General features: G+C 67.6%; 25 protein-coding genes and 1 pseudogene. 12 read left to right on the top strand and 14 right to left on the bottom strand.

The genetic code is table 11. The annotated features are described in order from the left end of the window. The first annotated feature begins 70 nt into the window (after window positions 1-70). The 4 genes and pseudogenes from JKF87_RS11680 (at window position 71) to JKF87_RS11695 (ending at window position 2,441) form a co-directional block, all read left to right on the top strand. Window positions 71-748 (top strand): EF-hand domain-containing protein, encoded by a 678-nt coding sequence (locus tag JKF87_RS11680; protein ID WP_201100072.1) that lies wholly within the window; start codon window positions 71-73, stop codon window positions 746-748. 177 nt (window positions 749-925) lie between these two features. Further along, window positions 926-1,522: pseudogene (locus JKF87_RS11685) on the top strand (RNA polymerase sigma factor); the annotation flags it as partial. Beyond that, the gene (locus JKF87_RS11690; RefSeq protein WP_201100074.1) at window positions 1,519-1,929 is read left to right on the top strand and encodes a hypothetical protein; all 411 of its coding nucleotides are present in this window, start codon (window positions 1,519-1,521) and stop codon (window positions 1,927-1,929) included. The pseudogene JKF87_RS11685 and the gene JKF87_RS11690, both read left to right, overlap by 4 nt. Further along, window positions 1,926-2,441: a periplasmic heavy metal sensor gene (locus JKF87_RS11695; protein ID WP_201100075.1), complete on the top strand. Its 516-nt coding sequence runs from the start codon at window positions 1,926-1,928 to the stop codon at window positions 2,439-2,441. The genes JKF87_RS11690 and JKF87_RS11695 overlap by 4 nt, the downstream gene beginning before the upstream one ends. Here JKF87_RS11695 and JKF87_RS11700 read toward each other — a convergent pair whose 3' ends face one another. Next, window positions 2,442-3,119 carry a bifunctional 4-hydroxy-2-oxoglutarate aldolase/2-dehydro-3-deoxy-phosphogluconate aldolase gene (locus JKF87_RS11700; RefSeq protein WP_201100076.1) on the bottom strand — a complete coding sequence of 226 codons (678 nt, stop codon included), beginning with the start codon at window positions 3,117-3,119 and terminating at the stop codon, window positions 2,442-2,444. It lies immediately after the preceding gene. A 243-nt stretch (window positions 3,120-3,362) separates the two neighbouring features. Between JKF87_RS11700 and JKF87_RS11705 the strand changes: the two genes are divergently transcribed. The 5 genes from JKF87_RS11705 (at window position 3,363) to JKF87_RS11725 (ending at window position 7,779) form a co-directional block, all read left to right on the top strand. Continuing rightward, window positions 3,363-3,620, top strand: a complete 258-nt coding sequence (locus JKF87_RS11705) for an Lrp/AsnC ligand binding domain-containing protein (protein ID WP_201100077.1) — start codon at window positions 3,363-3,365, stop codon at window positions 3,618-3,620. 81 nt (window positions 3,621-3,701) lie between these two features. Next, window positions 3,702-4,886 carry an acyl-CoA dehydrogenase family protein gene (locus tag JKF87_RS11710; protein WP_201100078.1) on the top strand — a complete coding sequence of 395 codons (1,185 nt, stop codon included), beginning with the start codon at window positions 3,702-3,704 and terminating at the stop codon, window positions 4,884-4,886. Window positions 4,887-4,889: 3 nt separating this feature from the next. Continuing rightward, window positions 4,890-6,008 carry an acyl-CoA dehydrogenase family protein gene (locus tag JKF87_RS11715; RefSeq protein WP_201100079.1) on the top strand — a complete coding sequence of 373 codons (1,119 nt, stop codon included), beginning with the start codon at window positions 4,890-4,892 and terminating at the stop codon, window positions 6,006-6,008. A 107-nt stretch (window positions 6,009-6,115) separates the two neighbouring features. Next, window positions 6,116-7,414: a homogentisate 1,2-dioxygenase gene (hmgA, locus tag JKF87_RS11720; protein ID WP_201100080.1), complete on the top strand. Its 1,299-nt coding sequence runs from the start codon at window positions 6,116-6,118 to the stop codon at window positions 7,412-7,414. Then, window positions 7,411-7,779 carry a hypothetical protein gene (locus JKF87_RS11725; RefSeq protein WP_201100081.1) on the top strand — a complete coding sequence of 123 codons (369 nt, stop codon included), beginning with the start codon at window positions 7,411-7,413 and terminating at the stop codon, window positions 7,777-7,779. Before hmgA ends, JKF87_RS11725 begins: the two co-directional genes overlap by 4 nt. 77 nt (window positions 7,780-7,856) lie before the next feature. Here JKF87_RS11725 and JKF87_RS11730 read toward each other — a convergent pair whose 3' ends face one another. The 13 genes from JKF87_RS11730 to JKF87_RS11790 form a co-directional block, all read right to left on the bottom strand. After that, complete coding sequence (locus JKF87_RS11730) at window positions 7,857-8,159, bottom strand: hypothetical protein (protein ID WP_201100082.1); 303 nt, start codon at window positions 8,157-8,159, stop codon at window positions 7,857-7,859. 73 nt (window positions 8,160-8,232) lie between these two features. Continuing rightward, a complete protein-coding gene (gene glk, locus JKF87_RS11735) occupies window positions 8,233-9,204 on the bottom strand; it encodes a glucokinase (protein ID WP_201100083.1) in 972 nt (323 codons plus the stop codon). 29 nt (window positions 9,205-9,233) lie between these two features. After that, on the bottom strand, window positions 9,234-11,135 hold the full coding sequence (edd, locus tag JKF87_RS11740; RefSeq protein WP_201100084.1) for a phosphogluconate dehydratase: 1,902 nt from the start codon (window positions 11,133-11,135) through the stop codon (window positions 9,234-9,236). Next, window positions 11,135-11,851, bottom strand: coding sequence for a 6-phosphogluconolactonase (gene pgl, locus JKF87_RS11745; RefSeq protein ID WP_201100085.1), 717 nt, complete (start codon window positions 11,849-11,851; stop codon window positions 11,135-11,137). Before pgl ends, edd begins: the two co-directional genes overlap by 1 nt. After that, window positions 11,844-13,301, bottom strand: coding sequence for a glucose-6-phosphate dehydrogenase (gene zwf, locus JKF87_RS11750; RefSeq protein ID WP_201100086.1), 1,458 nt, complete (start codon window positions 13,299-13,301; stop codon window positions 11,844-11,846). Before zwf ends, pgl begins: the two co-directional genes overlap by 8 nt. Window positions 13,302-13,361: 60 nt before the next feature. Next, window positions 13,362-13,988, bottom strand: coding sequence for a bifunctional phosphoribosyl-AMP cyclohydrolase/phosphoribosyl-ATP diphosphatase HisIE (gene hisIE, locus JKF87_RS11755; RefSeq protein ID WP_201100087.1), 627 nt, complete (start codon window positions 13,986-13,988; stop codon window positions 13,362-13,364). Beyond that, window positions 13,985-14,752, bottom strand: coding sequence for an imidazole glycerol phosphate synthase subunit HisF (gene hisF, locus JKF87_RS11760; protein WP_201100088.1), 768 nt, complete (start codon window positions 14,750-14,752; stop codon window positions 13,985-13,987). Before hisF ends, hisIE begins: the two co-directional genes overlap by 4 nt. Further along, window positions 14,749-15,480: a 1-(5-phosphoribosyl)-5-[(5-phosphoribosylamino)methylideneamino]imidazole-4-carboxamide isomerase gene (gene hisA, locus JKF87_RS11765; protein WP_201100089.1), complete on the bottom strand. Its 732-nt coding sequence runs from the start codon at window positions 15,478-15,480 to the stop codon at window positions 14,749-14,751. The genes hisF and hisA overlap by 4 nt, the downstream gene beginning before the upstream one ends. Next, window positions 15,474-16,076 (bottom strand): imidazole glycerol phosphate synthase subunit HisH, encoded by a 603-nt coding sequence (gene hisH, locus JKF87_RS11770; protein ID WP_201100090.1) that lies wholly within the window; start codon window positions 16,074-16,076, stop codon window positions 15,474-15,476. The genes hisA and hisH overlap by 7 nt, the downstream gene beginning before the upstream one ends. Continuing rightward, a complete protein-coding gene (hisB, locus tag JKF87_RS11775; RefSeq protein ID WP_201100091.1) occupies window positions 16,073-17,497 on the bottom strand; it encodes an imidazoleglycerol-phosphate dehydratase HisB in 1,425 nt (474 codons plus the stop codon). The genes hisH and hisB overlap by 4 nt, the downstream gene beginning before the upstream one ends. Next, window positions 17,494-18,816, bottom strand: a complete 1,323-nt coding sequence (gene hisD / locus JKF87_RS11780) for a histidinol dehydrogenase (RefSeq protein ID WP_201100092.1) — start codon at window positions 18,814-18,816, stop codon at window positions 17,494-17,496. The genes hisB and hisD overlap by 4 nt, the downstream gene beginning before the upstream one ends. Next, window positions 18,816-19,697 (bottom strand): ATP phosphoribosyltransferase, encoded by an 882-nt coding sequence (gene hisG, locus JKF87_RS11785; protein WP_201100093.1) that lies wholly within the window; start codon window positions 19,695-19,697, stop codon window positions 18,816-18,818. The genes hisD and hisG overlap by 1 nt, the downstream gene beginning before the upstream one ends. Before the next feature lie 10 nt (window positions 19,698-19,707). Then, the gene (locus JKF87_RS11790; protein ID WP_201100094.1) at window positions 19,708-19,992 is read right to left on the bottom strand and encodes a YerC/YecD family TrpR-related protein; all 285 of its coding nucleotides are present in this window, start codon (window positions 19,990-19,992) and stop codon (window positions 19,708-19,710) included. 138 nt (window positions 19,993-20,130) lie between these two features. On the opposite strand from JKF87_RS11790, the gene JKF87_RS11795 reads away from it, so the two are divergent. From JKF87_RS11795 to JKF87_RS11805, 3 genes are all read left to right on the top strand, one after another. After that, window positions 20,131-21,336 (top strand): NAD(P)/FAD-dependent oxidoreductase, encoded by a 1,206-nt coding sequence (locus tag JKF87_RS11795; protein WP_201100095.1) that lies wholly within the window; start codon window positions 20,131-20,133, stop codon window positions 21,334-21,336. Between the two features lie 99 nt (window positions 21,337-21,435). Continuing rightward, a complete protein-coding gene (locus tag JKF87_RS11800; protein WP_201100096.1) occupies window positions 21,436-22,857 on the top strand; it encodes a circularly permuted type 2 ATP-grasp protein in 1,422 nt (473 codons plus the stop codon). After that, a complete protein-coding gene (locus JKF87_RS11805; protein ID WP_201100097.1) occupies window positions 22,858-23,796 on the top strand; it encodes an alpha-E domain-containing protein in 939 nt (312 codons plus the stop codon). It begins immediately after the preceding gene. Window position 23,797 lies beyond the last annotated feature (1 nt).

Consider the following 23,797-nt stretch of genomic DNA (forward strand, 5'->3'; position numbering starts at 1 on the left):
GGCTCTCCGTTCAACTTCTCGACAGGGTTGAACAAAGGCCGTCGTCAGGGCGGCTCAAGGAGACCACAAGATGAAGAAGACCATGATCGGCGGCGCCGCCGCCATCGCCCTGGCCGCAGTGTCCGGCATGGCCGTGGCCCAGACGGCTGCTCCTGGCACCAACCGCGCGCCCAACGCCGCACGGGCGCAGGCGGCGGAACGCTCCGTCACCCAGGCGGAGTTCGTCGAGGGCCGTCTGGCGCGGCTGATCGCCGCCGACACGAACCGCGACGGGACCGTGACGCCGGAGGAAATGCAGACCGCCCGTCAGGCCCAGCGCACCGAACGTCTGAACCAGCGTTTCGCCAAGCTGGACGCCAACGGCGACGGCTCCATCAGCCGGGCCGAGTTCGACGCCGCCAATGCGCCGCGCGCCGAGCGTGGTCCGCGTGCGGAACGGGCGGGGCGATGGACCGGGCAACGCGGCGGTCATCGCGGCTCCATGCGTGCGGCGCATCGCGGCGCCCGTGGTCCCGAAGGCGCGCGTGAACGCGGCCCCATCGTCATCGCCGACGTCCGCGCCAAGCTGACCGAGCAGTTCGCCAAGCTGGACACCAACCACGACGGCGTCCTGACGGCGGCCGAGCGTCGCGCAGGCTGGCAGGCGCGGGGGGAGCAACGTCGTGAAGGCCGCGCAGCCCACCATCAGGGTCGTGGCCAGCATCGTCCGGGGCAACAACCGGCTTCCCCGGCTCCGGCTTCGGAGTAAGAAAGATGTCGGGGTCGTCCGTAGTGCGCGAATCGGTCCCTTTCGCCGCCAGAGCGAAATCGGATGAGTTGGCTGCAGGCCGGCTCAGCCCAGATTTCGCTCCGGCATTTTTTAAGAGCCTGATTCACGGCGTCGGCGAGATCGCGCAGCGATCCCGCCTCAACCGACCAGGCTCGAACGAAAGAGGCTGGATTGGTCGCAGTCGTCGACCCCGACGAGGATTTGGTGCGCCGTGTGGGTCTTGGCGATCCGGCGGCGTCTCAGGCCTTGGTGGAACGCAAGCTGCCGCGCATTCTGGCGTTGGCGCAGCGGATGCTGGGCGACGCCGCCGAGGCCGAGGATGTGGCGCAGGAGGCCATGCTGAAGGCCTGGCGACAGGCGCCGACCTGGCAGGCGGGCAAGGCCAAGTTCGACACCTGGCTGCACCGGGTGGCGCTGAACCTCTGCTACGACCGGCTGCGGCGGCGACGCGAAATCCCGACCGACGCCCCGCCGGATCGACCCGACGAGGGACCGGCGCCGGATCGCGGCCTGCTGGCCGCCGAGACGGGCAGGCGCGTCGATGCGGCGCTGGCCAGACTGCCGGAACGGCAGCGCGAGGCCATCGTGCTGTGTCATTATCAGGAGCTGACCAATATCGAGGCGGCGGCTCTGATGGAGATCAGCGTCGAGGCGCTGGAGAGTTTGTTGTCGCGGGGGCGGCGGGCGTTGCGCGCGGCCCTGGCGGATCTGTCGCCCCGATCTGACGGGCGACGTGCAGGAGACGGACGATGAAGATCGATCGGCTTGAAGTGCTGGCGGAGGCTTATGGCGCGGACCTGAGCCGCTGGCCTGCGCACGAGCGCGCCTTCGCCGAGAGCCTGATCGCGGCGGACCCGGCCGCCCGCGCCGTGCTGGAGGATGCGGCGGCGCTGGACGCCCTGCTGGACGCCTCGCCGCGCATCGTTGCGTCCGCAGCTCTGACCGCACGGGTGCTGGCTTCGGCGCCGAAGCGCAAGGCGTCGCGCGGTCATCTGGGGCGGGTGTTCTGGATTCTGGGCGCCGGTTGGGCGGCGGCGGCCTGCGCCGGCGTGGTCGCAGGCGTGGGTTTGACATCGCATGTCACGGCCAACGAACGGGCGGACGCCATTCTCTATCAGGCGACGCTGAGCGGCGTTGACGACACCGAGGTTCTGGGATGAGCAACAAGACGCTGAAGATCGCGCTGGCCGTGTCGGTCGCCCTGAACCTGTTCGCGGTGGCGGGCGGGGTGGCCTACGGCGTCAGCCGAGCCCAGGCGGATCGCAAGATCGAGGCCCAGAACAAGCCGGGCCGTCAGGGGCCGTTCGGTGAAATGCTGGCCAGCCTGCCGCAGGATGTGCGCGAGAAGGTCCACACCAGCCTGCGCGAATCCGCTCTGGCCGCCCGACCCGATTTTGAGGCGGCGCGCGCGGCGCGGCGCGAGGCGGTCGATGTCGCGGGTGCGCCGACCTTTGATGCGGCCAGGGTGCAGGCTTTGCTGGAGCAGTCGCGTTCGGCGGAGCTGCGCGGGCGCGCCCGGCTGGAGAATGACGCCATTGCCGTGCTGGGCGGCCTGACGCCCGAACAACGCAAGACCCTGTCGCCGATCCTGCAGCGCAAGGGCGGCGTCCACAGGGAGCCGCATCGGGATGGGCAGCCGAACCGACCGCCGCACCCCGACACGCGCCACTGATCAGCCTCTGGAGGCGCGGAAGGCGGCGACGGCTTCGACCGTCTTCTTGACCTGAGCTTCGATCCCGGCCCAGTCGCCGGCCTTGACGGCGGCGTCGGTGATCAGCTTGGAGCCCATGCCCGCCGCCACGATGCCGGAGCCGAACCATTTGGCGATGGAGGCCTCGTCCGGGTCGACGCCGCCCGTCGGCATGATCTTGACCCACGGCAGCGGCCCCTTGATCGCCTTGACGAAGTCGGGGCCGCCGACCGACGAGCCGGGGAACAGCTTGACGATGTCGCAGCCCAGTTCGTGGGCCTCGCCAATGTCCGTCACCGAGCCGCAGCCGGGGAAATAGGCGACCATGCGGCGGTTGCAGACCTTGGCCACGTCCGGCACCAGGCAGGGGCTGACCACGAAACGCGCGCCACGGTTCAGATAGAGGGCGGCGGTGCCCGCATCCACGACCGAGCCGATGCCCAACACGATGTCGGGGTCGGTCTTGATCAGTTCACGGTTGATCTCGCCGAACAGGTCGCAGGCGAAGTCGCCGCGATTGGTGAACTCGACCACCTTGGCGCCGCCGCGCGCGCTGGCGCGGATCACGTTCAGGCAGACCTCGGGATCGGGGTGATAGAAGACGGGGCAGACGCCCTGCTGTTCGAGACCTTTCAGGACGCTGATGCGATCGTGGGCCATGTTCACCTCCGCTTGGTCCCGGCGCTTTGCGGAACCCGTATCTGTTGCGATGACCGGCCGCGCCGGTTCTGCCCGACTGCTTATCCCACGGCGGGGAAAATGCGAACGCGGGCAGGGGCGGGTTTTGCCAGAACGGCGAAACATATTGTTTCACCTGGCCCTAAGGCCGGTTGCAGGGTCTGGCGGCTTACCCGTCACCTCATCATCGGCTAGGAACATCGCACAGCAGAGGACAACCCCGCCATGATGACCGCCATCTTCGTCTTCATCAAATGCGAGTTGGGCTACGCCAATGAGGTGGCGGCCGACATCGTGGACAATGTCGAGAACGTCTCGGAGGTCTATTCCACCTCGGGGCAGCACGACCTGCTGGCCAAGTTCAACCTGCCGCGCGAGGCCGACATCGGCACATTCGTGACCAAAGAGGTCCAGACCCGGCCCCACGTGCGCGATACGTTTACAGTGATAACTTTCTCGCCATTCCTGCCCAAAAAGGGCTGAAAATCAGCCGCTCTTGACCATGCGTAAACTTGGATCGGCTGCTAGCCTTCCGGTCATAAGGACAAGCGGGGAGTAGAGTTGATGAGCGATCTGGAGGTCTTCCGCGCGGAGACGCGGGCCTGGCTGGAGGAGAATTGTCCGGCGGAGGTTCGCGGGCCGATCAAGTCGGAAGCCGAGATGATCTGGGGCGGACGCGACGCGGTCTTCGCGACCCCCGGTCACAAGCTCTGGCTGGAGCGGATGGGCGCGCGCGGCTGGACCGCGCCGGAATGGCCCGCCGAATACGGCGGCGGCGGACTGAGCCGTGAAGAGGCCAAGGTGCTGGCGTCCGAACTGCGCCGCATCAAGGCCCAGCCCGCGCTGAACAGCTTCGGCGTCTGGATGCTGGGCCCGGCGCTGCTGGCGTTCGGCAGCGAGGAACAGAAGAAGCGTTTCCTGCCCGAGATCGTGCGCGGCGAGATCCGGTGGTGCCAGGGCTATTCCGAGCCGGGTGCCGGGTCTGATCTGGCCTCGATCCAGACCAAGGCCGAGGACCGCGGCGACCACTGGATCGTCAACGGCCAGAAGATCTGGACTTCGTACGCCGACAAGGCCGACTGGATCTTCTGCCTGGTGCGGACCGACCCGGACGCGCCCAAGCACTTGGGCATCAGCTTCGTCCTGTTCGACATGCGCACGCCGGGCGTGACCACGCGGCCGATCACCCTGATCTCGGGCAAGTCGCCCTTCTGCGAGACCTTCTTCGACGACGTGCGCGTGGAGAAGGAGAACCTGGTCGGCACGCTGAACCGGGGCTGGGACGTGGCCAAGCATCTGCTGGCGCACGAACGCACCATGATCGGCGCCATGGGCGAGGTCGCGGGCGGTCGCCCGGTCGGTCAGGTGGCGCTGGACGCCGTTGGCGCGGCCGAGGACGGTCGACTTGACGATCCAATGCTGCGCGCGCGGATCGCCGATCTTGAGATCGACCAGGCGGCCTTCCGTCTGGCGATGGAGCGGGTCGGGGATCAGGTGAAGGCCAAACAGGCGCATCCCGCCATCGCCTCCATGCTGAAATACTATGGCTCGGAGCTAAACAAGCGCCGCCATGAACTGCTGATGGCGGCAGGCGGCGCCGATGCGCTGGAGTGGGAGAGCGAGCGTTCGCGCGGCGGTTCGGCCGCCCGCGACTGGCTGCGCACCAAGGCTAACTCCATCGAGGGCGGGACCAGTGAGGTTCAGCTGAACATCATCGCCAAGCATCTGCTGCAACTGCCGGGAGCCTGAACCATGCCCCTGATCCTGACCGAAGAGCAGACCATGCTGCAGGAGGCCGCCGACGGCTTCCTGAACGACAATGCGCCCATCGCCCATTTCCGCGCCCTGCGCGACAGCCATGACGCCGACGGCGTTTCCCGCGACCTGTGGCGGGCGTTCGGCGAGATGGGTTTCGCCGGCGTCATCATCCCTGAGGCCCACGGCGGCCTGGGACTGGGCGCCGTCGAGGCGGGCGTCATCGCTGAAAGCCTGGGCCGCACCCTGACGCCGTCGCCCTTCATGGGATCGGCCATCCTGTCGGCCAAGGTGCTGACGGACGGCGGGTCCGAGGCGCAGCAGACGTGGCTGCCAAAGATCGCCGCGGGCGAGGCCATCCTGGCCCTGGCCGTGGACGAGGGCGCCAAACACGCCCCGTCGCGCATCAATGCGCGGGCCGAACGCGCGGGCAACGGCTTCAAGCTGAATGGGGCCAAGGGCTTCGTGCTGGACGGCCATGTCGCGGACGCCCTGATCGTCGCGGCCAAGGCGGACGAGGGGACGACCCTGTTCCTGGTCGATCCCAAGGCGGCGGGCGTCGAGATCGAACGCACCATCATGGTGGACGGCCATAACGCCGCGCGCATCACCCTAAGCGACGTCGCGGTTGATGCGGATGCGGTGATCGGCGAGGTCGGCGGCGGCGAGGCCCTGCTGGACGCAGCCCTGACGCTGGGCAGGGCCTGCGCGGCCTCCAGCCTGACGGGCGCGGGCGATCAGGCGTTCAAGGTGACGCTGGAGTATCTGCGGACCCGCAAACAGTTCGGCAAGCTGATTGGCGAGTTCCAGGCCCTGCAGCACCGCGCGGCCCATCTGTTCACTGAACTGGAGCTGTCGCGCGCGGCGGCCCTGGGCGCGCTTCAGGCCATCGACGCCGGACGTGACGATGCGGCGCTGGCCGCCTCCATCGCCAAGGCCAAGGCCGGACGCGTTGCCGAACTGGCCGTGCAGGAGGCCGTGCAGATGCATGGCGGCGTCGGCATGACCGACGAGTTCGACGTGGGCCTGTTCATGAAGCGGGTCCGGGTGCTGAACGAACTGCTGGGCGACGCAGGCTTCCACGCCGAACGACTGGCCCAGGCGCAGGGCTTCTAGATCGCATAATCTTGCCCCTTCCCATGCGGCGAAGGGGCAAGGTTTTCGACTTGGTGTGGCGTCTCGCGTCGTGTCGTCCTAGATTTCCCGACAAGGGAGACACGCACATGACGTTGCAAAACAACGCGCCCGCCTATCTGACCGGCTTTGGCAACCATTTCGCGACCGAGGCTGTATCCGGCGCCCTGCCGGTCGGGCAGAACTCGCCGCAGAAGACGCCGATGGGCCTGTATGCGGAGCAGCTGTCCGGCACGGCCTTCACCGCGCCGCGCGCCGAGAACCGCCGCAGCTGGCTGTACCGGCTGCGCCCCTCGGCCCAGCACGGGCCGTATCAGCCGTTCGATCAGGGGCAGGTCCGCTCCGGCCCCTTTGACGAGACGCCGCCCAACCCCAACCGGATGCGCTGGGACCCTCTGCCGATCCCCACGGCGCCGACCGACTGGGTCGAGGGGCTGACGACCTATGGCGGCAATGGCGAGCCGGATCACGGCGCCGGATCGGGAATCCACCTGTATGCCGCCAATCGCTCGATGACCGACCGAGTCTTCTATGACGCCGACGGCGAACTGCTGATCGTGCCGCAGGAAGGCGGGCAACGGTTCGTCACCGAGATGGGCGTGATCGACGCCCAGCCCGGCCATATCGTCCTGATCCCGCGCGGCGTCCGGTTCCGGGTCGAGGTGGATGGGCCGGTGCGCGGCTATGTGTGCGAGAACTATGGCGCGCCGTTCCGCCTGCCGGACCTTGGGCCGATCGGTTCCAACGGCCTGGCCAACCCGCGCGATTTCGAAACGCCCGTGGCCTGGTATGAGGACGTGGACCGCCCGACCCAGTGCGTCCAGAAATATGGCGGCAAACTGTGGGCCACGACATTCGATCACAGCCCGCTGGACGTGGTGGGCTGGCACGGCAATCTGGCCCCCTGCCGCTATGACACGGCGCGGTTCAACACGATCAACACCGTCAGCTACGACCACCCGGACCCTTCGATCTTCACCGTCCTGACCAGCCCGTCCGACACGCACGGCACGGCAAACATCGACTTCGTCATCTTCCCGCCGCGTTGGATGGTGGCCGAGCACACCTTCCGTCCGCCGTGGTTCCACCGGAACGTCATGAGCGAGTTCATGGGGCTGGTGACCGGCGCCTATGACGCCAAGGCGGGCGGCTTCGCGCCGGGCGGCGCCTCGCTGCACAACCGCATGAGCGGCCACGGCCCGGATCAGGCCAGCTATGACGGCGCGGTCAAGGCGGAGCTGAAGCCGCACAAGGTTGAAAATACACTGGCCTTCATGTTCGAAACGCGAATGCCGATCCGCGTCACCAAATGGGCGCAAGAGGCCCCACAGATGCAGCTCGACTACGACGATGTCTGGTCCGGGTTCACCAAAGGACAGGTCTCTTGAAACGCTTCCTCGCCATCACCGCCGCCGCCCTGCTGGCCGCCGCCTGCGCGCCGCAGACAGTGAACACGAACACGGCCGCCAGCGCCCCGGTTCAGAGCGCGGACGCCGCCGCCTGCGCCGCGCGCAACGGCACGATGAGACAGGTTGGCAAGCTGCAGTCCTGGCAGTGCGTGATCCGCTACGCCGATGCGGGCAAGGTCTGCACCAGCAGCAGCCAGTGCCAGGGCAGTTGTCTGGCTGGAGAGGCCACGGACAAGACGCCCGGCGCGACGACTTCAGGCGTCTGTCAGGCGACCAGCAACCGTTTTGGCTGCAGCACCCCTGTCGAGAACGGCAAGGCCGGACCCACGCTCTGCATCGACTGAGGCGACCGACACGGCGCCCATGAAAAAGCCCCCGTCGCGAACGACGGGGGCTTCATTCGTTTCAACGCCAGGGCGGCTTAGTGGCCCTTGGCGGCGTCCTTGATTTCGCCAGCGCGCTGATCAGCGGCGGCCTGGGTCTTGTCAGCCTGCTCCTTCAGGGCCTCGGCCTGACGGTCGGCGTCTGCCTTGACCGTCTGGGCGTCGGCGTTGGCCTGGGCCACGGTGGCGTCGGCCTGGGCCTTCAGGTGGTCGGCTGCAGCGTCGCCCTGGGCGACAACGGCGTCAGCTTGGGCGTCCGCAGCCTTTTGTGCGGGTTGCTGGCAAGCGGCCAGACCAGCGACGGCGAACAGGGCAGCGGCGGTAACAGCAAGTTTCTTCACGGTGCTTCCTTCCTCAGCTTGTTGAGGTCTGGAAAACGCAGGGCATCACGAAGGGTTCACGCCGCCGTTACTTTTATTCTCCCGCTTCAGCAAAGGCGACGCGCGCGGAGCCCAGAAGGGCGGCGTGCTTGTGCATGATCACCTTGGTCGGAATGGCCGCCATATAGTCCTGGAACCGGCCCTTGCGCTCGAAACGCTTGCGGAAGGGGCTGGCCTTGATGAAGGGCAGGATGCGCGGAACAATGCCGCCGGCGATATAGACGCCGCCGCGCGCGCCGGTGGTCAGGGCGATGTCGCCGGCGACGGCGCCCAGGATGGCGCAGAACCGGGCTAGGGTGGCGCCGCAGGGGCTGTCGGGGTCGGCCAGCGCGGTGGTGGTGATCTCGGCCGGGTCTTCGATATGGGTCTCGCGTCCGTCTATCTCGGCCAGGGCGCGGTGCATGTTCAGCAGGCCGGGGCCGCAGATCAGGCGCTCGATGGAGACGCGGTCATAACGGCGACGCAGGATGCGCAGGATTTCGTCCTCGACCGGATCGCCGGGCGGGAAGCAGGCGTGGCCGCCTTCCGACGGCATGGCCATCTCCTTGCCATGGGCGTCGCGAACCAGGGCCGAGACGCCGAAACCGGTGCCGGGGCCCAGCACGGCCACAGTGGCGTGCGGATCGCCGTCCACGGGGCCGCCCAGGCTTTCCAACTGATCCGCCGGAACAATGGGCGCGCCCCAGGCCAGGGCCTCGAAGTCGTTGATCAGCTTGACCGGCTCCAGACCCAGGGTCTGAAGCTCGGCTTCCGACACGCGCCATGGCGAGTTGGTCAGGTCGATCTCGCCATTGGTCACGGCCCCTGCGACGGCGATCACGCCGCCGGTCGGCTTGACCTCGCAGCCGTCGATGAAGGCGGCGACGCCTTCAAGGAAGGTCGGATAGGTCTCGGCCGGGAAGCTTTCGTGATGGTCCAGGACCGGCTGGCCATCGACCATGCGGGCCACGGCGAAGCGGGCGTTGGTGCCGCCGACATCGCCGACGAGAAGGGTCTTGTCATTCATGGGTCGTTTCCTGCGATCGGTTGGGCGGATCAGGCGTCCACAGTCCGGTCGACGAAGTTGGGATTGGGCGGCGTGTCATCGTGGCCGTTGCCTTCGGAGGGCAGGGCGAAACAGACGGTGGCGCCTTGCTCGGCCGTGGTGACGACGTGGCGGAAGGCGCCGAACAGCTCCCGGCCATAACCCCAGGACGAACCCTGGGCGATGGCGGGCGTGCGCGTGGCGGCGGGGCGGTCGGTCAGGCCGTCGACGCCGACCGTGGTCAGCACTCCGGCCTCGGCGTCCAGACGGATGATGTCGCCGTCCTTCACATGGGCCAGGGGGCCGCCTGCGAGGGCCTCGGGCGAGACGTGGATGGCGGCGGGCGTCTTGCCGCTGGCGCCCGACATGCGGCCGTCGGTGACGAAGGCGACCTTGAAGCCCTTGTCCTGAATGATCGACAGGGCGGGCGACAGGCTGTGCAGTTCGGGCATGCCGTTGGCCTTGGGGCCCTGGAAGCGCAGGACCACGACGACGTCGCGATACAGCTTGCCGTCCTTGAAGGCCTGCAGGGCGTCTTCCTGGGTTTCGAAGACGGCGGCGGGGGCCTCGACAATGCGGTTCTCGGGTTTGACCGCTGAGATCTTGATGACCGCCCGGCCCAGATCGCCCTTGACCAGACGCAGGCCGCCTTCCTTGTCGAAGGGGTTGGAGGCGGGGCGCAGGATGTCCAGGTCCAGGCTTTCGGTGACCCCGTCGCGCCAGACCAGTTCGCCGTCGACCATCGACGGCTCCTGGAAATAGGCCTCGATGCCCTGACCCATGATGGTGACGACGTCGGAGTGGATGTTTCCGGCCTGAGCCAGTTCGCGGGCGATGAAGGCGACGCCCCCTGCGGCCTGGAAGGCGTTCACATCGGCCGAACCGTTCGGATAGACGCGCGCCAGCAGCGGCGTGACCGAAGACAGCTCATCCATGTCGGTCCAGTCGATCAGCACGCCCGCCGCCCGCGCCATGGCGACCAGGTGGATGGCGTGGTTGGTCGAACCGCCCGTGGCCAGCAGGGCGACGATGGCGTTGACGATGGACTTCTCGCTGATGACGTCGGCCATGCGGCATTCGCCGCTGCGGGCCAGTTCGACGGCGCGTTTGGCGGCGGCGGCCGTCAGGGCGTCGCGCAGGCCCGTGTCCGGGTGGACGAAGGCGGTCGAGGGCATGTGCAGCCCCGCCAGCTCCATCATCATCTGGTTGGAGTTGGCCGTGCCGTAGAAGGTGCAGGTGCCGGGCGAGTGATAGGAGCCGATCTCGCTTTCCAGCAGGGTCTGACGATCAACCTTGTTCTGGGCGTACTCCGCGCGGACGCGTGCCTTTTCCGCATTCGGAATGCCGGACGGCATGGGGCCTGCGGGGGCGAAGACGACAGGCAGGTGCCCGAATGCTAGCGCTCCCATAAATAGCCCGGGAACGATCTTGTCGCACACCCCGAGCATCAGGGCGGCGTCGAAGGCGTCGTGCGTCAGGGCCACGCCGGTCGACATGGCGATGACGTCGCGGCTGAACAGCGACAGCTCCATGCCGGGGCGGCCTTGCGTCACGCCATCGCACATGGCGGGGGTGCCGCCTGCGACCTGGGCCGTGGCGCCGACTTCGCGGACGGCCTTCCTGACCACATCGGGGAAACGCTCGAACGGCTGGTGGGCCGACAGCATGTCGTTATAGGCGGTGACGATGCCCAGGTTCGGCTTGGACCCGTCCATCGAGGTCAGCTTGTCGGCGATGGTCTGGCCCGCAAAGGCGTGGGCCCAGTTGGCGCAGCTGAGCTTGGCGCGCCCGGCGCCGCTGTCGCGGGCGGCGTCCATGCGGCGCAGATAGTCGGCGCGCGTATGGCGGCTTTTTTCAATGATGCGGGCGGTGACCGCAGCGACCGTAGGATGCAATTCGTATCGGGGCGCCATCAGCCTTCCTCCGTCCAGAGAACTTCAAGAGAAACATCGGCGGCGATCAGGGCGGCGATGGGCTGGATCTTGGGATCGCCCTTGGCCTGTTCCTCGAACACGCGTCGTTTGGTTTCGCCCTTCAGGCCCAGGATCACGCGCTCGGCCTGCATCAGATAGGGCAGGTTGATCGACAGGCGCTCGATGCTCGGCGCCATGCCGTCGCGGCCATGCGGCACGCCCAGAACGGTCGGCTTCAGCGTCGGCGTCAGCAGGGTCTTCAGCGTGGGGCTTTCAGGGAACATGGAGCAGATATGGCCATCCTCACCCATGCCGAGAAGGACCGCATCGAAACGACCGCCCGCCTCCGCCAGGGCCTTGGCCGCCACGATGGCGGCGCGGTCCACGGTGACCTCCGGCGTGAACAGGGGGATGAAGCGGCCCGCGGCCGCCTTGTCCTGCAACAGCACGTCGCGGATCAGGCGGGCGTTTGATTCCGGCGAGGTCTCGGGGACATAACGCTCGTCCACCAGGGTGACGGCGATCCTGGCCCAGTCCAGGTCCATGGCCGCCAGATGGCGATAGACCGGCGCAGGCGTCGAACCGCCCGGTCCCGCGAAGAAGGCGGAGCCGTTGTCGCGCACGGCGGCGGCCAGGGTCTCGCCCAGACGCGCGGCGGTCGCTTCGGCCCAGGCGTCGACGGAGGGGAAGGCTTCGATCTGGGGCGTGTTAGACATTGGTCGTGTTCCAGTCGCGTCCGGTGCGCATCATCAGCATGTCGGCGCTGTCAGGCCCCCACGTGCCAGCCACATATTGATCCGGCTTCTGGCCGGACTCGGCCCAGGCGTCGGCGACCTCATCGACCCATTTCCAGGCCTGTTCCGCCTCATCGCGACGCACGAACAGGGTGGAGTCGCCGTGCATGGCGTCCAGCAGCAACCGCTCATAGGCGATGCGGCGGCGCGGCGGCGCGGCGGACTTGCCGTCGACGCCCCACGACAGGCTCATGGTGATGGGCTGAAGCTGCATGCGCTTGTCCAGGCCGGGGCGCTTGTTCATCACCGTCAGCGAGATGTCTTCCTCGGGCTGCAGTTCGATGATCATGCGGTTGGCCGGGGCCTCACCCTCGTCATTGTCGAAGATCGAGTGCGGCACCGGCTTGAACTGGATGACGATCTCGGTGCGCTTCTCCGGCAGACGCTTGCCCGTGCGCATGAAGAAGGGCACGCCCGCCCAACGCCAGTTGTCGATGTCGGCGCGGATGGCCACGAAGGTCTCGGTGTCGGACGGCTGGCCGCGTTCCTCTTCGTAGGACTTGGCCGGCTTGCCCTCGGACACGCCCGCCACATACTGGCCGCGCACGGTGACGCGTTCCGCCTCTTCGGGGGTGATGGGGCGCAGCGAGCGCAGCACCTTCACCTTTTCATTGCGCAGGGATTCCGGGTCCAGATCGCTGGGCGGCTCCATCGCCACCAGGCACAGCAGCTGCAGCATGTGGTTCTGCAGCATGTCGCGCAGGGCGCCGTATTCATCATAATAGGGCCAGCGGTCGCCGACGCCGACGGTCTCGCCGATGGTGATCTGGACGTGGTCGATCGTCAGATTGTTCCACAGCGGCTCGAAGATGGTGTTGCCGAAGCGCAGGGCCGTCAGGTTCTGGACCGTCTCCTTGCCCAGATAGTGGTCGATGCGGAACACCTGATCCTCGCGGAAGGCGTGGCCCACGGCGTCGTCGATCTCAAGGAAGGACTTCAGGTCGCGTCCGACCGGCTTCTCCAGCACGATGCGGCAGTTGCGTTCAGCCAGACCGGCCTCCTTCATCGCCGTGACGATGCGGCCGTACAGCGAAGGCGACACCGCCAGGAAGGAGGTGACCTCGCCGTCGCCGACCTTGGCCTTCAGCCGCTTCAGGCTTTCGGCGCTGGTGGCGTCGATGGCCAGATAGTCCAGGCGGGCCTTCATCCGGGCCCAGCTGTCTTCGTCCCAGGCCTTGTCGGCCTCGGCCTTGGCCTTCACCGCATCCTGGACCTTGCCGATGTATTCGTCGGCGGTTTCTTCCGAACGCGCGGCGCCGATGATCTTCAGCCCTTCCGGCAGCAGGCCGTCGTGCTCAAGGAAATACAGCGATGGCAACAGCATGCGCATCGCCAGATCGCCGCCGCCGCCGAACAAGATCAAAGCCGCCATCGATATCCCCTCAAGTAGCCCGTCGCCGGGTATGCACGCCCTTTATGACCGGGCCTGTCGCTATGGATGGGCTTTGCCCGCTTCCGCGCGTGACGCCAACACGTCCAGCACGTCCTGAAACACCATGTTACGGGCATGGAGAAGAACGAGCAGGTGATAGATCAGATCCGCCGCCTCGCTGGCCAGCTCTTCATCAGGGCCTGCGACGCCCGCCAGAGCAGTCTCGACGCCCTCTTCGCCGACCTTCTGGGCGATGCGTTTGGGGCCGTCGGCGACCAGTTTGGCGGTCCAGCTTTCGGACGGATCGGCGGCGGCGCGCACGGCGATGGTCTGCTCCAGCCGCGCGATCCGGCCCAGACCCGGCGCATCCGCATTCCCGAAACAGCTGACGCGGTTCAGGTGGCAGGCGTTGCCGACCGGCCGGACCGACAGAACCAGGGCGTCATTGTCGCAATCGGGCGTGACGCCCACGACATGCAGCCGGTCGCCCGACGTCTCACCCTTCCTCCAGCGCCCGCCGCGCGAGCGTGAGAAGAAGGTGGCCTCGCCGGAGGTGATCGTTTCGTCCAGCGCGGCGCGGTCCATATAGGCTAGGGTCAGGACCTGCAGCGTCGCCGCATCCTGCACCACCACGGGAACCAGCCCGCCGCCCTTTTCGAAGTCGATGGTGGATGGATCGAGGGTCATATCCGCATCTCCAGGCCTTCGTCGGCCAGGTATCGTTTCAGGTCCGGTATGGCGATCGCGCCGGTGTGGAAGACGCTGGCGGCCAGGGCGCCCGACACGTCCGCCTGTTCGAACACATCGCGGAAATGCTGGGGCGCGCCTGCGCCGCCGGACGCGATCAGGGGGATGGTCAGGCGCGCCCGCGCGGCGGACAACTGCTCCACATCATAGCCCTGACGCACCCCGTCCTGATCAATGCAGTTCAGCACGATCTCGCCCGCGCCCAGTCCCTGCGCCTGATCCAGCCAGTCCAGCGTCCGCTTGCCCGCACGGCGGCGCGCGTCGGGATCGCCGGTGTATTTGTGCACGACCCATTCGCCGTCTTCCAGGCGGCTGTCGACGCCGACGACGACACATTGCGAGCCCAGGCGTTCGGCCATCTCGGCGATCAGTTCGGGTCGCTCCAGCGCGGGGGAGTTGATCGACACCTTGTCCGCCCCGTGATCCAGACAGCGCGCCGCCTGCTCCACGCTGCGGATGCCGCCCGCGACGCAGAAGGGGATGTCCAGCAGGCGGGCGATGTCCCTGATCCAGCCATAGTCCAACGTCCGCCCCTGCGGGCTGGCGGTGATGTCGTAGAAGACCAGTTCGTCGGCGCCCTCGTCGCGATAACGCGCAGCCAGCTCAGCCGCGTCGCCCATGTCGGTGTGGCCGACGAACTTCACGCCCTTGACGACCCGCCCGTCCTTCACGTCCAGACAGGGGATGATCCGCCGGGCGGTCATGCGGCGGCCGCGATGGCTTCGGGCAGGGTGAAGCGGTTTTCGTACAGGGCGCGGCCCACGATGGCGCCGTTGCAGCCCAGCGCCTTGACCGCGCTCAGGTCGTCCAGAGACGACACTCCGCCTGAGGCCTGAAGCACCAGGTCGGGGCGTCGGCGGCGGATCTCGGCCAGCAGCTCCAGATTGGGGCCGGTCAGGGCGCCGTCGCGGCCCACGTCGGTGACCAGCACATGTTTGAACGCCCCCTTCGGATAGCGATCCAGCGCAGTCCACAGATCGACGCCCGCCGACTGGGTCCAGCCTTTCAGTGCGGGCACGGGGACGCCGTCTTCGATCTTGACGTCCAGGGCCAGGGTGATCCGCTCCGGCCCGAACTCGCCCAGCCAGTCGGCGACATCGTCCGGTCGGGTCACCGCCAGGGACCCGATGACCACCCGATCCACGCCGGAGGCCAACAGCTTGGCCACGTCGTCGCGGCTGCGCACGCCGCCGCCCGACTGAATCTTGACGTCGATGGCCTTGGCCAGTTCGCCGATCAGTTCGTGCTGCATGGCCTGACCGGCCTCGGCGCCGTCCAGATCGACGATGTGAATCCATTCGGCCCCTTCCGCGACGAAGGCGGTCAGGCGCGCGGCGGGCTGTTCGTCATATTGCGTCACCTGATCAAACCGGCCGTGCATCAGGCGCACGCAGACGCCGGCCTTCAGGTCGATGGCGGGGTAGATCAGCATGTCAGGCTCAGGAAATTCTTGAGAATGGTCGCGCCGGCCTGGGCCGAGCGTTCGGGGTGGAACTGGCAGCCCCAGCGGTTGGCGGATCGCACGACGGCGGGGACGGGGCCGCCGTAGTCAGCGCGGGCCACGGTCGCGGGACCGTCCGGGCAGACGAAGCCGTGCACGAAATAGGCGTAGGCGCCGTCCTCGACCCCCGCCAGCAGCGGGTCGTCATGGTCGCGCGTCAGGCGGCTCCAGCCCATATGCGGCACAGGCAGGGCGGCGCCCGGCTCCAGACGTTTCACCGCGCCGGGGATGAAGCCCAGCAGTTCGACGCCGTCGCCCTCGTCGCTGCGCTCAAACAGAAGCTGCTGGCCCAGACAGACGCCCAGAAGGGGGCGCTTAAAGGCGCGCAGCGGCGCGATCAGGTTCAACTCCGCCAGCCGCGACATGGCATAGCCCGCAGCCCCGACGCCGGGCAGGATGAGCCGCTCGGCCTCGGCGATCTCGACTGGATCTGCGGTTAGGCGCACGGTCGCGCCCAGCCGCTCCAGCGCGAACTGGACCGAGGCGACATTGCCTGCGCCGTAGGAAACGACGGCGACCTGGGTCACAGGACGCCCTTGGTCGAGGGGACCGCATCGCCCTCCACGCGGATGGCCTGACGCAGCGCACGACCGAAGGCCTTGTAAACGGCCTCCGTCTTGTGGTGGTCGTCCTGGCCTGTGACGGTGATGTGGATGGCGGCGCCCATGGCCTCGGCCAGCGAGCGGAAGACGTGGGCGGTCAGGTCGGTGCGGTAGTCGCCGATATAGGGCGTCTCGAACGTGCCTTCGAACAGCGGATAGGGCCGTCCCGACAGGTCTATAGAGAGGGTCGCATTGGCCTCGTCCATCGGCAAGACAAAGCCGTAGCGGGCGATGCCCTTGCGCTCGCCCAGCGCCTGTTTCAACGCCTGGCCCAGGGCGATGGCGCTGTCTTCAATGGTGTGGTGCGGGTCGGTGTGAAGGTCGCCTTCGCATTGCAGGCGCAGCGAGAAGCCGCCGTGGGCCGCGATCTGCTCCAGCATGTGATCAAAGAAGCCGACGCCGGTTTCGATCTTGATCGGGCCGGGCGCATCCAGATCGACGGCGCAGACGATGCGCGTCTCCTTGGTGTCTCGCACGGCCTGACCCACGCGGGACGGGCGGCGCTGGGCGGGCGTCAGGCCGAAGGCGGCCAGCAGCCGGTCGTTGACCTCGGGCTTGATCGAGACGGGTAGGCGCAGACGGTCGCCCGACAGGTCGCCCTCGACGCCATAGGACTTCAGACCCGCCAGCGCCGCCGCGGGGTCTTCGGGCCGCGTCATGACAATGGGGCCGACGCCCGCTTCGACCGGCATCAGACGGCCCAGTTCGCGGGCGACCCTCTCGCGCTCGCGGCGGACGGTGGCGATGCGTTCCGCCGTCTCGATCATCCGCGACGGGTCCAGCGCCTGCTGCGCCAGTCGCACCAGAGGCTCGGGCAGGGCGTAGGGCTCCAACACCGAGGCCAGCCGCGCCAGCGTCTGGGGTTGGGCGATGGCGGCCCCGACCCGCGCGCCCGCCAGCCCATAGGCCAGCGACAGGCTGCGAAGCACGACCAGATTGGGCTGGTCCGCGATGACGGTGACGGCGGAGGCGCTGTCGGAAAACTCGATCAGGCCTTCGTCCACGACCAACAGGGCCGGGGCCACGCGGGCGGCCATTTCCGCCACGGCCTCGGGCGAACCCAGGGCGCGGATGATGACGGCGGCGGGGTCGCCCTTCGACGGATAGATGGCGGCCAGACGGTCATAGGGCTCGGCCTTGGGCGCCTCGACCGAACCGCCGTCGCGGGCAGCCAGGCGATAGGCCAACTCCAGCCCATGGGTCAGGCCGCGAACGGGCAGAACCGTCTCGACCGGCGTGGCGTAAATGGCGGCCATGCGTGCGGTCAGAGCCGAAGCGTCGCCGGGATAACGGTCCAGACCGTCGCCGCCGGACACCAGAGGGGCATAGGGGGCGGGCAGGGTCATGCGTCGGCCCTCAGGTCGGCGGCGCGGGCGTGGGCTTCCAGACCCTCCATCCGGGCCAGACGGGCGGCGATGGGCGCCAGTTGCCGGGCGCCGTCCTCGGTGACCAGTTGCACCGACATGGTGGTCATGAAGCTGGCGGTGGTCACCCCGCCCAAGGTCTTGGCCCCGCCGTCGGTCGGCAGGACGTGGCTGGGCCCGGCGGCGTAGTCGCCCAGGGTCTCGGCGGCGAAACGCCCGACGAAGACGGCCCCGGCGGCGTTGATGGACTCGACCAGTTCTTCGGCCTCCTCGACCTGGATGGCCAGGTGCTCGGGGCCGTACAGATTGGCCACCTCGGCGGCGGCGTCCAGATCGCGCACCAGGATGGCGCGGGCCTCGTTCAGCGAGGCGCGGGCGATGGCTTCGCGGGGCAGGGTCGCGACCTGAACCTCAACCTCGGTCAGGATGTAGTCGATGGTGGCGCGGCTGGTGGAGACCAGCAGGACCTGGGCGTCGGCGTCATGTTCGGCCTGGCTCAGCAGGTCGGCGGCGGCGATCTCGGGCGCGGCGTCGCGGTCGACGATGACCATCAGTTCCGACGGGCCTGCGGGCATGTCGACAGCGGGGCCACCCGGAAGGGCGGACGCCTGTTTCTTGGCCTCGGCGACATAGGCGTTGCCCGGTCCGAACAGCTTGTCGCAAGGCGGGATGATCCCGTCCTCCAGTTCGACGCCGAAGGTCAGGGCGGCGATGGCCTGCGCCCCGCCCATCAGCCAGATGGCGTCCAGACCGGCTTCGGCGGCGGCCAGGATCATGGCGGGGTGGACGCCGCCCTCCTTGTTCGGCGGGGTCACGGCGATCCGTTCGCGCACGCCCGCCACTTCCGCCGGAATGGCCAGCATCAGAAGGGACGAAAACAGCGGCGCGGTGCCGCCGGGAATATAGAGACCCGCCGAGGCGATGGGCCGCCACGCCAGTTTCGAGCGCACGCCGGGCGTCGTCTCGACATAGGGGGTGTCTTCGGGCCGGGTCGCCTGATGGAAGACGCGGATGTTGTCGGCGGCGAAGCGCAGGGCGCGGGTGTCGGCGGGCGGCAGGGCGTTGCGCGCCTCGGCGATAGAGCCGGGCGTGATGGCGATGCGGCGGGGCGGCGCCTTGTCCAGCTTCAGGCACCATTCGGTCACCGCTGCGCCGCCGCGCTCGCGCACGTCGTTCAGGATGGTGCGGACCACCTCGGTCACGTCGCCCGCGGTGCGCTGGGTCGGGCGGGCCAGGGCGGCCTTCTTTCCGGCCGCGTCCAGCGACGACCAGTCGATGCGTTTGAATGCGGTGTCGGTCATCACATCATCTTCTCGATGGGCAGGACCAGGATGGCAGAGGCGCCGGCGGCCTTCAGCTTCTCCAGCGTCTCCCAGAAGACGGCCTCCTGACAGACAGCGTGAACGGCGACCGCATCGTCACGGCCCATTAGGGGCATGACGGTCGGCGAACCGGCGCCGGGCAGAATGGCGGTGATCTGGTCCAGCGAGGCGCGGGGCGCATTCAGCATGACGTATTTGGCGCCCTGAGACGACACGACGCCCGCCATCCGCTCGATGATGCTGTCCAGCAGGTGTTGCAGGCTCGGTTCGGGCGCGACGGGCGACTGGATCAGGACCGCCTGACTTTCCAGCACCGTGTCCTTGGCCTGAAGCCCGTTGGCCTCCAGCGTGGCGCCGGTCGACACCAGATCGCAGATGGCGGCGGCCAGCTTCAGGCGCGGGGCCACCTCGACCGCGCCGCGCATGGTGACGATGTCGGCCGAGACGCCGTTGTCGTTCAGATATTTGCGCAGGATCTTCGGATAGGAGGTCGCGATCCGCAGGCCGTCCAGCGAGGCCGGGCCCTCATAGGCCAGGGTCGGCGGCGTCGCGATCTTCAGGGTGCAGCGGCCAAAGCCCAGCGGCATGACGATGGAGGCGTTGGTCCCGCCGTTCTTGCCTTCCTCCAGCACATTCTCGCCGACGATGCCCAGATCGCAGACCCCGTCCGCCACGAAGGTGGGGATGTCGTCGTCGCGCACGCGCAGCAGGTCGATGGGGTAGTTCTCAACCCGGTACAGCAGGTCGTTGTGACCCTTGACCCATTTCAGACCCGCGTCGCGGATCAGATCAAGGCTGCGGTCGGCCAGACGGCCGGATTTCTGGACGGCGATGCGGAGCCGCCCCTGGACAGTGCTCATGTTTGGATACTCAGTTTTTCAGCCGGTCCAGGGCGATGCGGTATCCCTGGTGCGGCATGTCTTTCAGATAACGGGCGACACGGACGACGGTGGTGGGGCTGGCGTGGGCCTCGGCCGCGATCTCGCGATAGGATTTGCCCCCGGCGTCCAGCAGGCGCGCCACCTCCCACCGCTCTGCAAAGGCGCGCAGTTCGGCGGGCGTGCAGAGGTCGGCCAGAAAGGCGTCGATCTCCTCACGCGTCTGCATCGACAGCAGGGCGTCATAGAGGGCGGCGCGGGCGGGCGGGGTCGTCATGCGCGTTCCACTATGCTGTAACAGTGGAACGGTCAAGGGCTGAGTGGCGCGTGACGAGTGATGAGTGGCGAGGAGGCTCGGCCATTTGTCTGGTTCTCGCCACTCGCCACCCGCCGCTCGCCGCTCTAAATGCACCCCATGACCAAGGTTCTGATCATCGGCGCGGGACACGCGGGCGGCTCGGTTGCGGCCTTTCTTCGGCAGTACGGCCATGAGGGGCCGATCATTCTGGCGGGCGAAGAGGATGCGCCGCCGTATCAGCGCCCGCCCCTTTCCAAGGCGTGGTTGAAGGGCGAGGCTGATCTGGAGGCGCTGCTGCTGCGCCCCCTCAGTTTCTATGCCGAGCAGAACATCGACTTTCGTCCCTCGACCATCGCCGTGTCGGTGGATGTGGCGGCCAGGACCGTCGCCTTCCATGACGGGTCGTCGGAAACCTATGACATCCTGGTGCTGGCGACGGGATCGACGGCGCGCAAGCTGCCGATCCCCGGCGGCGATCATCCCGATCTGCTGGAGTTGCGGACGCTGAAGGACGCCGAACGGCTGAAGGCCGTGCTTGGGCCGGGCAAGCGTCTGGCGGTGGTTGGCGGCGGCTATGTCGGCTTGGAGGCGGCGGCCTCGGCCCGCGCCCTGGGCGCAGAGGCCATCGTCATCGAACGGGCGCCGCGCGTGCTGGCGCGGGTGGCGTCGCAGACCCTGTCGGCCTTCTTCACCGCCCAGCACCGTGCGCATGGGGTCGAGATCCTGACGGACGCCGAGGTCACGGCCATCGCCCACGACGGGGTGACGCTGGCTGACGGTTCGGTGGTCCGGGCCGATGCGGTGCTGGTCGGCGTCGGCGCTCTGGCCAGCGACAGTCTGGCGCGGTCGGCGGGGCTGCGCTGCGACGACGGGGTGGTGGTCGATGATCAGGCGCGCACCAGCGACCCCGCCATCTTCGCCGTCGGCGACATGACGCGGCGTCCGATCCCGGTTCATGGCGGCGTGCATCACCGTCTGGAAAGCGTGCCCAACGCCCTGGAGCAGGCGAAACAGGCGGCGTCCGCCATCGTCGGCCGCCCTGGGCCCTCGCCCGAAGTGCCGTGGTTCTGGTCCGACCAGTATGATTTCAAGCTGCAGATCGCGGGCCTGCCGTTCGACGCCGACCGCCAGGTCGTGCGGGGCGATCCGTCCGCGTCCGGCTTCGCCGTCTTCCATCTGGCGGGCGACAGGATCGTCTCGGTGGAGGCCGTCAATGCGCCGCCCGAGTTCATGGCGGGCAAGCAATTGATCGGAAAGGCCACGCCGGTGGATGTCGAAAAACTGTCCGATCCCGCCGTGTCCATGAAGGCCGTCGCCCTCTGACGGCGTTGTGATTTAGAAAAGCTTCGTTGCGCCGCAACATTTCTGTTGCGCAAACGCTCGTGTCCTGAACAGACTGTGACTTCCACACGGCGGGGGCGGATGACGAAGGCTTTCGACGAAATGAATGGCGGCGGATCAGGGTCGATCCGCGACAGCTATAAGACTTTGGCGGCATGGCTACAGAATGCGCCGCCCGATTTGCTGCAAGCGCGCTCGCGCCAGGCGGAACTGTTCTTTCGACGCATGGGCGTGACTTTCGCCGTCTATGGTGATGAAGAGTCCAATGAGCGGCTGATCCCGTTCGATGTCGTGCCGCGCATCATCGGCGCCGACGAATGGTCTGGGCTGGAGGCGGGGCTCAAGCAACGGGTCTCTGCGATCAATGCGTTTCTGAAAGACATCTATGGTCCGCAGGAATGCATCAAGGCGGGCGTCGTCCCGGCCGACCTGATCCTGACCAACCCGCACTATCGGCCTGAAATGCAGGGCCGCCGTCCGCCGGGCGATGTCTGGTGCCATATCGCGGGCGTCGATCTGGTCCGCACGGGCGAGGACGGCTTCTATGTGCTGGAGGACAATGTCCGCACGCCGTCGGGCGTCTCCTACATGCTGGAGAACCGCGAAATGATGATGCGGCTGTTCCCCGACCTGTTCGCGGAACACAGCGTGCGCCCGGTCGAGATCTACACCGACATGCTGCTGCGATCGCTGCAGGCCTCGGCGCCGGATGGGGCGGGCGAAGATCCCACCATCGTCGTGCTGACGCCGGGGCCGTTCAACTCCGCCTATTATGAGCACAGCTTCCTGGCCGACAAACTGGGGGTCGAACTGGTCGAGGGCGGGGACCTGTTCGTCAATGACGACACCGTCTTCATGCGCACGACCGAAGGCCCCAAACGCGTCGACGTCATCTATCGCCGCATCGACGACGACTTCATCGACCCCCTGACCTTCATGCCGAACTCGGCGGTCGGGGTGCCGGGACTGATGTCGGCCTATCACGCCGGACGCGTGACCCTGGCCAATGCGGTCGGGACCGGCGTCGCCGACGACAAGGCGGTCTATACCTACATGCCGCAGATCATCCGCTTCTTCACCGGAGAGGATGCGATCCTTCAGAACGTCCCGACCTGGCGCTGCCGCGAGCCGGAGGCGCTGAAGGAGGTGCTGGGCAAGCTGGACCAACTGGTGGTCAAGGAGGTCGGCGGATCGGGCGGCTACGGGATGCTGGTCGGACCGGCCGCGACCAAGGCCGAGATCGAGGCCTTCCGCGCCAAGCTGATCGCCGATCCCGACGACTTCATCGCCCAGCCGACGCTGAGTCTGTCGACAGCCCCCACGCTGAACGGCGGCGACCTGTCGCCCCGTCACGTCGACCTGCGGCCCTTCGTGCTGTCCAGCCCGGCAGGCGTGCGCGTCGCGCCCGGCGGCCTGACGCGGGTGGCGCTGAAAGAGGGCTCTCTGGTGGTGAACTCCAGCCAGGGCGGCGGAACCAAGGACACCTGGGTGCTGGACAACTAGATGCTCTCACGCACAGCAGACAGCCTGTACTGGACCGGCCGCTATATGGAGCGGGCGGATTTCCTTGCGCGGATTCTGGAGGCGGCGATCCGTCTGGCCGCGCTGCCGGCCAAGGATCAGGCCACCGTCACCGCCTGGGCCGGGGCCATCGCCTCGTCGGGGGTGAAGAGCGCATTCGACGCCTCTGGCCGCACGCCGTCCGAAAAGTCGGTGCGCGAGTACCTGGCCTTCGGCGCGGACAACTCCACCTCGATCAAGGCCTGCATCACGCGCGCACGGACCAATGCGCGTTCGGTCCGCACGGCCCTGACCATCGAGCTGTGGGAGGCGATCAACGGGGCCTGGAACGGCCTGAACGAACTGGGCGAGCCGACCAAGCGGGACGATTTCACCAGCTATCTCGACTTCGTCAAATCGACCTCTCTGGCGGTTGAGGGCGCCTCGTCGCGGACCATGCTGAGGAATGACGCCTACTGGTTCCTGCGTCTGGGCATGGCGATCGAGCGGGCCGACAACACCGCGCGCCTTCTGGACGTGAAATACCATCTGCTGCTGCCGCCCGGCGAACGGGTGGGCGGGCAGCTGGACTATTTCCAGTGGACGACCCTGCTGCGCGAGGTCTCGGCCCTGACCGCCTATCGCTGGGTTTACCGCGAAAGCGTGCGGCCCTGGCTGGTCGCCGACCTGCTGGTGCTGAACCGCCAGATGCCGCGCTCCCTGGCCAGCTGCCAGGGCATGATCGTCAGCTATCTGGAGAAACTGGCCGCCGATTACGGCCGTCGCGGCCCCGCCCAGCGTCTGGCCTCAAGCCGCCTGACCCAGTTCAACGAAGCCAGGATCGAGGACATCTTCCAGGCCGGCCTGCACGAATATATCCAGAACTTCCTGAACGAGAACAACGCCCTGGCGGGCGCCATCCACGAACAGTATCTGGTCTGAC

Source organism: Brevundimonas nasdae, from assembly GCF_016654005.1.
GTDB classification, from domain to species: domain Bacteria; phylum Pseudomonadota; class Alphaproteobacteria; order Caulobacterales; family Caulobacteraceae; genus Brevundimonas; species Brevundimonas nasdae.

Coding starts and splice junctions, on each gene's coding strand:
- edd (WP_201100084.1), bottom strand. CDS start 11,135: ATGGCGCCCCGATACGAATTGCATCCTACGGTCGCTGCGGTCACCGCC.
- JKF87_RS11715 (WP_201100079.1), top strand. CDS start 4,890: ATGCCCCTGATCCTGACCGAAGAGCAGACCATGCTGCAGGAGGCCGCC.
- hisF (WP_201100088.1), bottom strand. CDS start 14,752: ATGACCGCCCGGCGGATCATCCCCTGTCTGGACGTGAAGGACGGGCGG.
- glk (WP_201100083.1), bottom strand. CDS start 9,204: ATGAATGACAAGACCCTTCTCGTCGGCGATGTCGGCGGCACCAACGCC.
- zwf (WP_201100086.1), bottom strand. CDS start 13,301: ATGGCGGCTTTGATCTTGTTCGGCGGCGGCGGCGATCTGGCGATGCGC.
- JKF87_RS11800 (WP_201100096.1), top strand. CDS start 21,436: ATGACGAAGGCTTTCGACGAAATGAATGGCGGCGGATCAGGGTCGATC.
- JKF87_RS11795 (WP_201100095.1), top strand. CDS start 20,131: ATGACCAAGGTTCTGATCATCGGCGCGGGACACGCGGGCGGCTCGGTT.
- hisIE (WP_201100087.1), bottom strand. CDS start 13,988: ATGACCCTCGATCCATCCACCATCGACTTCGAAAAGGGCGGCGGGCTG.
- hmgA (WP_201100080.1), top strand. CDS start 6,116: ATGACGTTGCAAAACAACGCGCCCGCCTATCTGACCGGCTTTGGCAAC.
- pgl (WP_201100085.1), bottom strand. CDS start 11,851: ATGTCTAACACGCCCCAGATCGAAGCCTTCCCCTCCGTCGACGCCTGG.
- hisG (WP_201100093.1), bottom strand. CDS start 19,697: ATGAGCACTGTCCAGGGGCGGCTCCGCATCGCCGTCCAGAAATCCGGC.
- JKF87_RS11695 (WP_201100075.1), top strand. CDS start 1,926: ATGAGCAACAAGACGCTGAAGATCGCGCTGGCCGTGTCGGTCGCCCTG.
- JKF87_RS11690 (WP_201100074.1), top strand. CDS start 1,519: ATGAAGATCGATCGGCTTGAAGTGCTGGCGGAGGCTTATGGCGCGGAC.
- hisA (WP_201100089.1), bottom strand. CDS start 15,480: ATGCTGATCTACCCCGCCATCGACCTGAAGGCCGGCGTCTGCGTGCGC.
- hisB (WP_201100091.1), bottom strand. CDS start 17,497: ATGACCCTGCCCGCCCCCTATGCCCCTCTGGTGTCCGGCGGCGACGGT.
- JKF87_RS11710 (WP_201100078.1), top strand. CDS start 3,702: ATGAGCGATCTGGAGGTCTTCCGCGCGGAGACGCGGGCCTGGCTGGAG.
- hisD (WP_201100092.1), bottom strand. CDS start 18,816: ATGACCGACACCGCATTCAAACGCATCGACTGGTCGTCGCTGGACGCG.
- JKF87_RS11705 (WP_201100077.1), top strand. CDS start 3,363: ATGATGACCGCCATCTTCGTCTTCATCAAATGCGAGTTGGGCTACGCC.
- JKF87_RS11680 (WP_201100072.1), top strand. CDS start 71: ATGAAGAAGACCATGATCGGCGGCGCCGCCGCCATCGCCCTGGCCGCA.
- JKF87_RS11700 (WP_201100076.1), bottom strand. CDS start 3,119: ATGGCCCACGATCGCATCAGCGTCCTGAAAGGTCTCGAACAGCAGGGC.
- JKF87_RS11790 (WP_201100094.1), bottom strand. CDS start 19,992: ATGACGACCCCGCCCGCCCGCGCCGCCCTCTATGACGCCCTGCTGTCG.
- JKF87_RS11805 (WP_201100097.1), top strand. CDS start 22,858: ATGCTCTCACGCACAGCAGACAGCCTGTACTGGACCGGCCGCTATATG.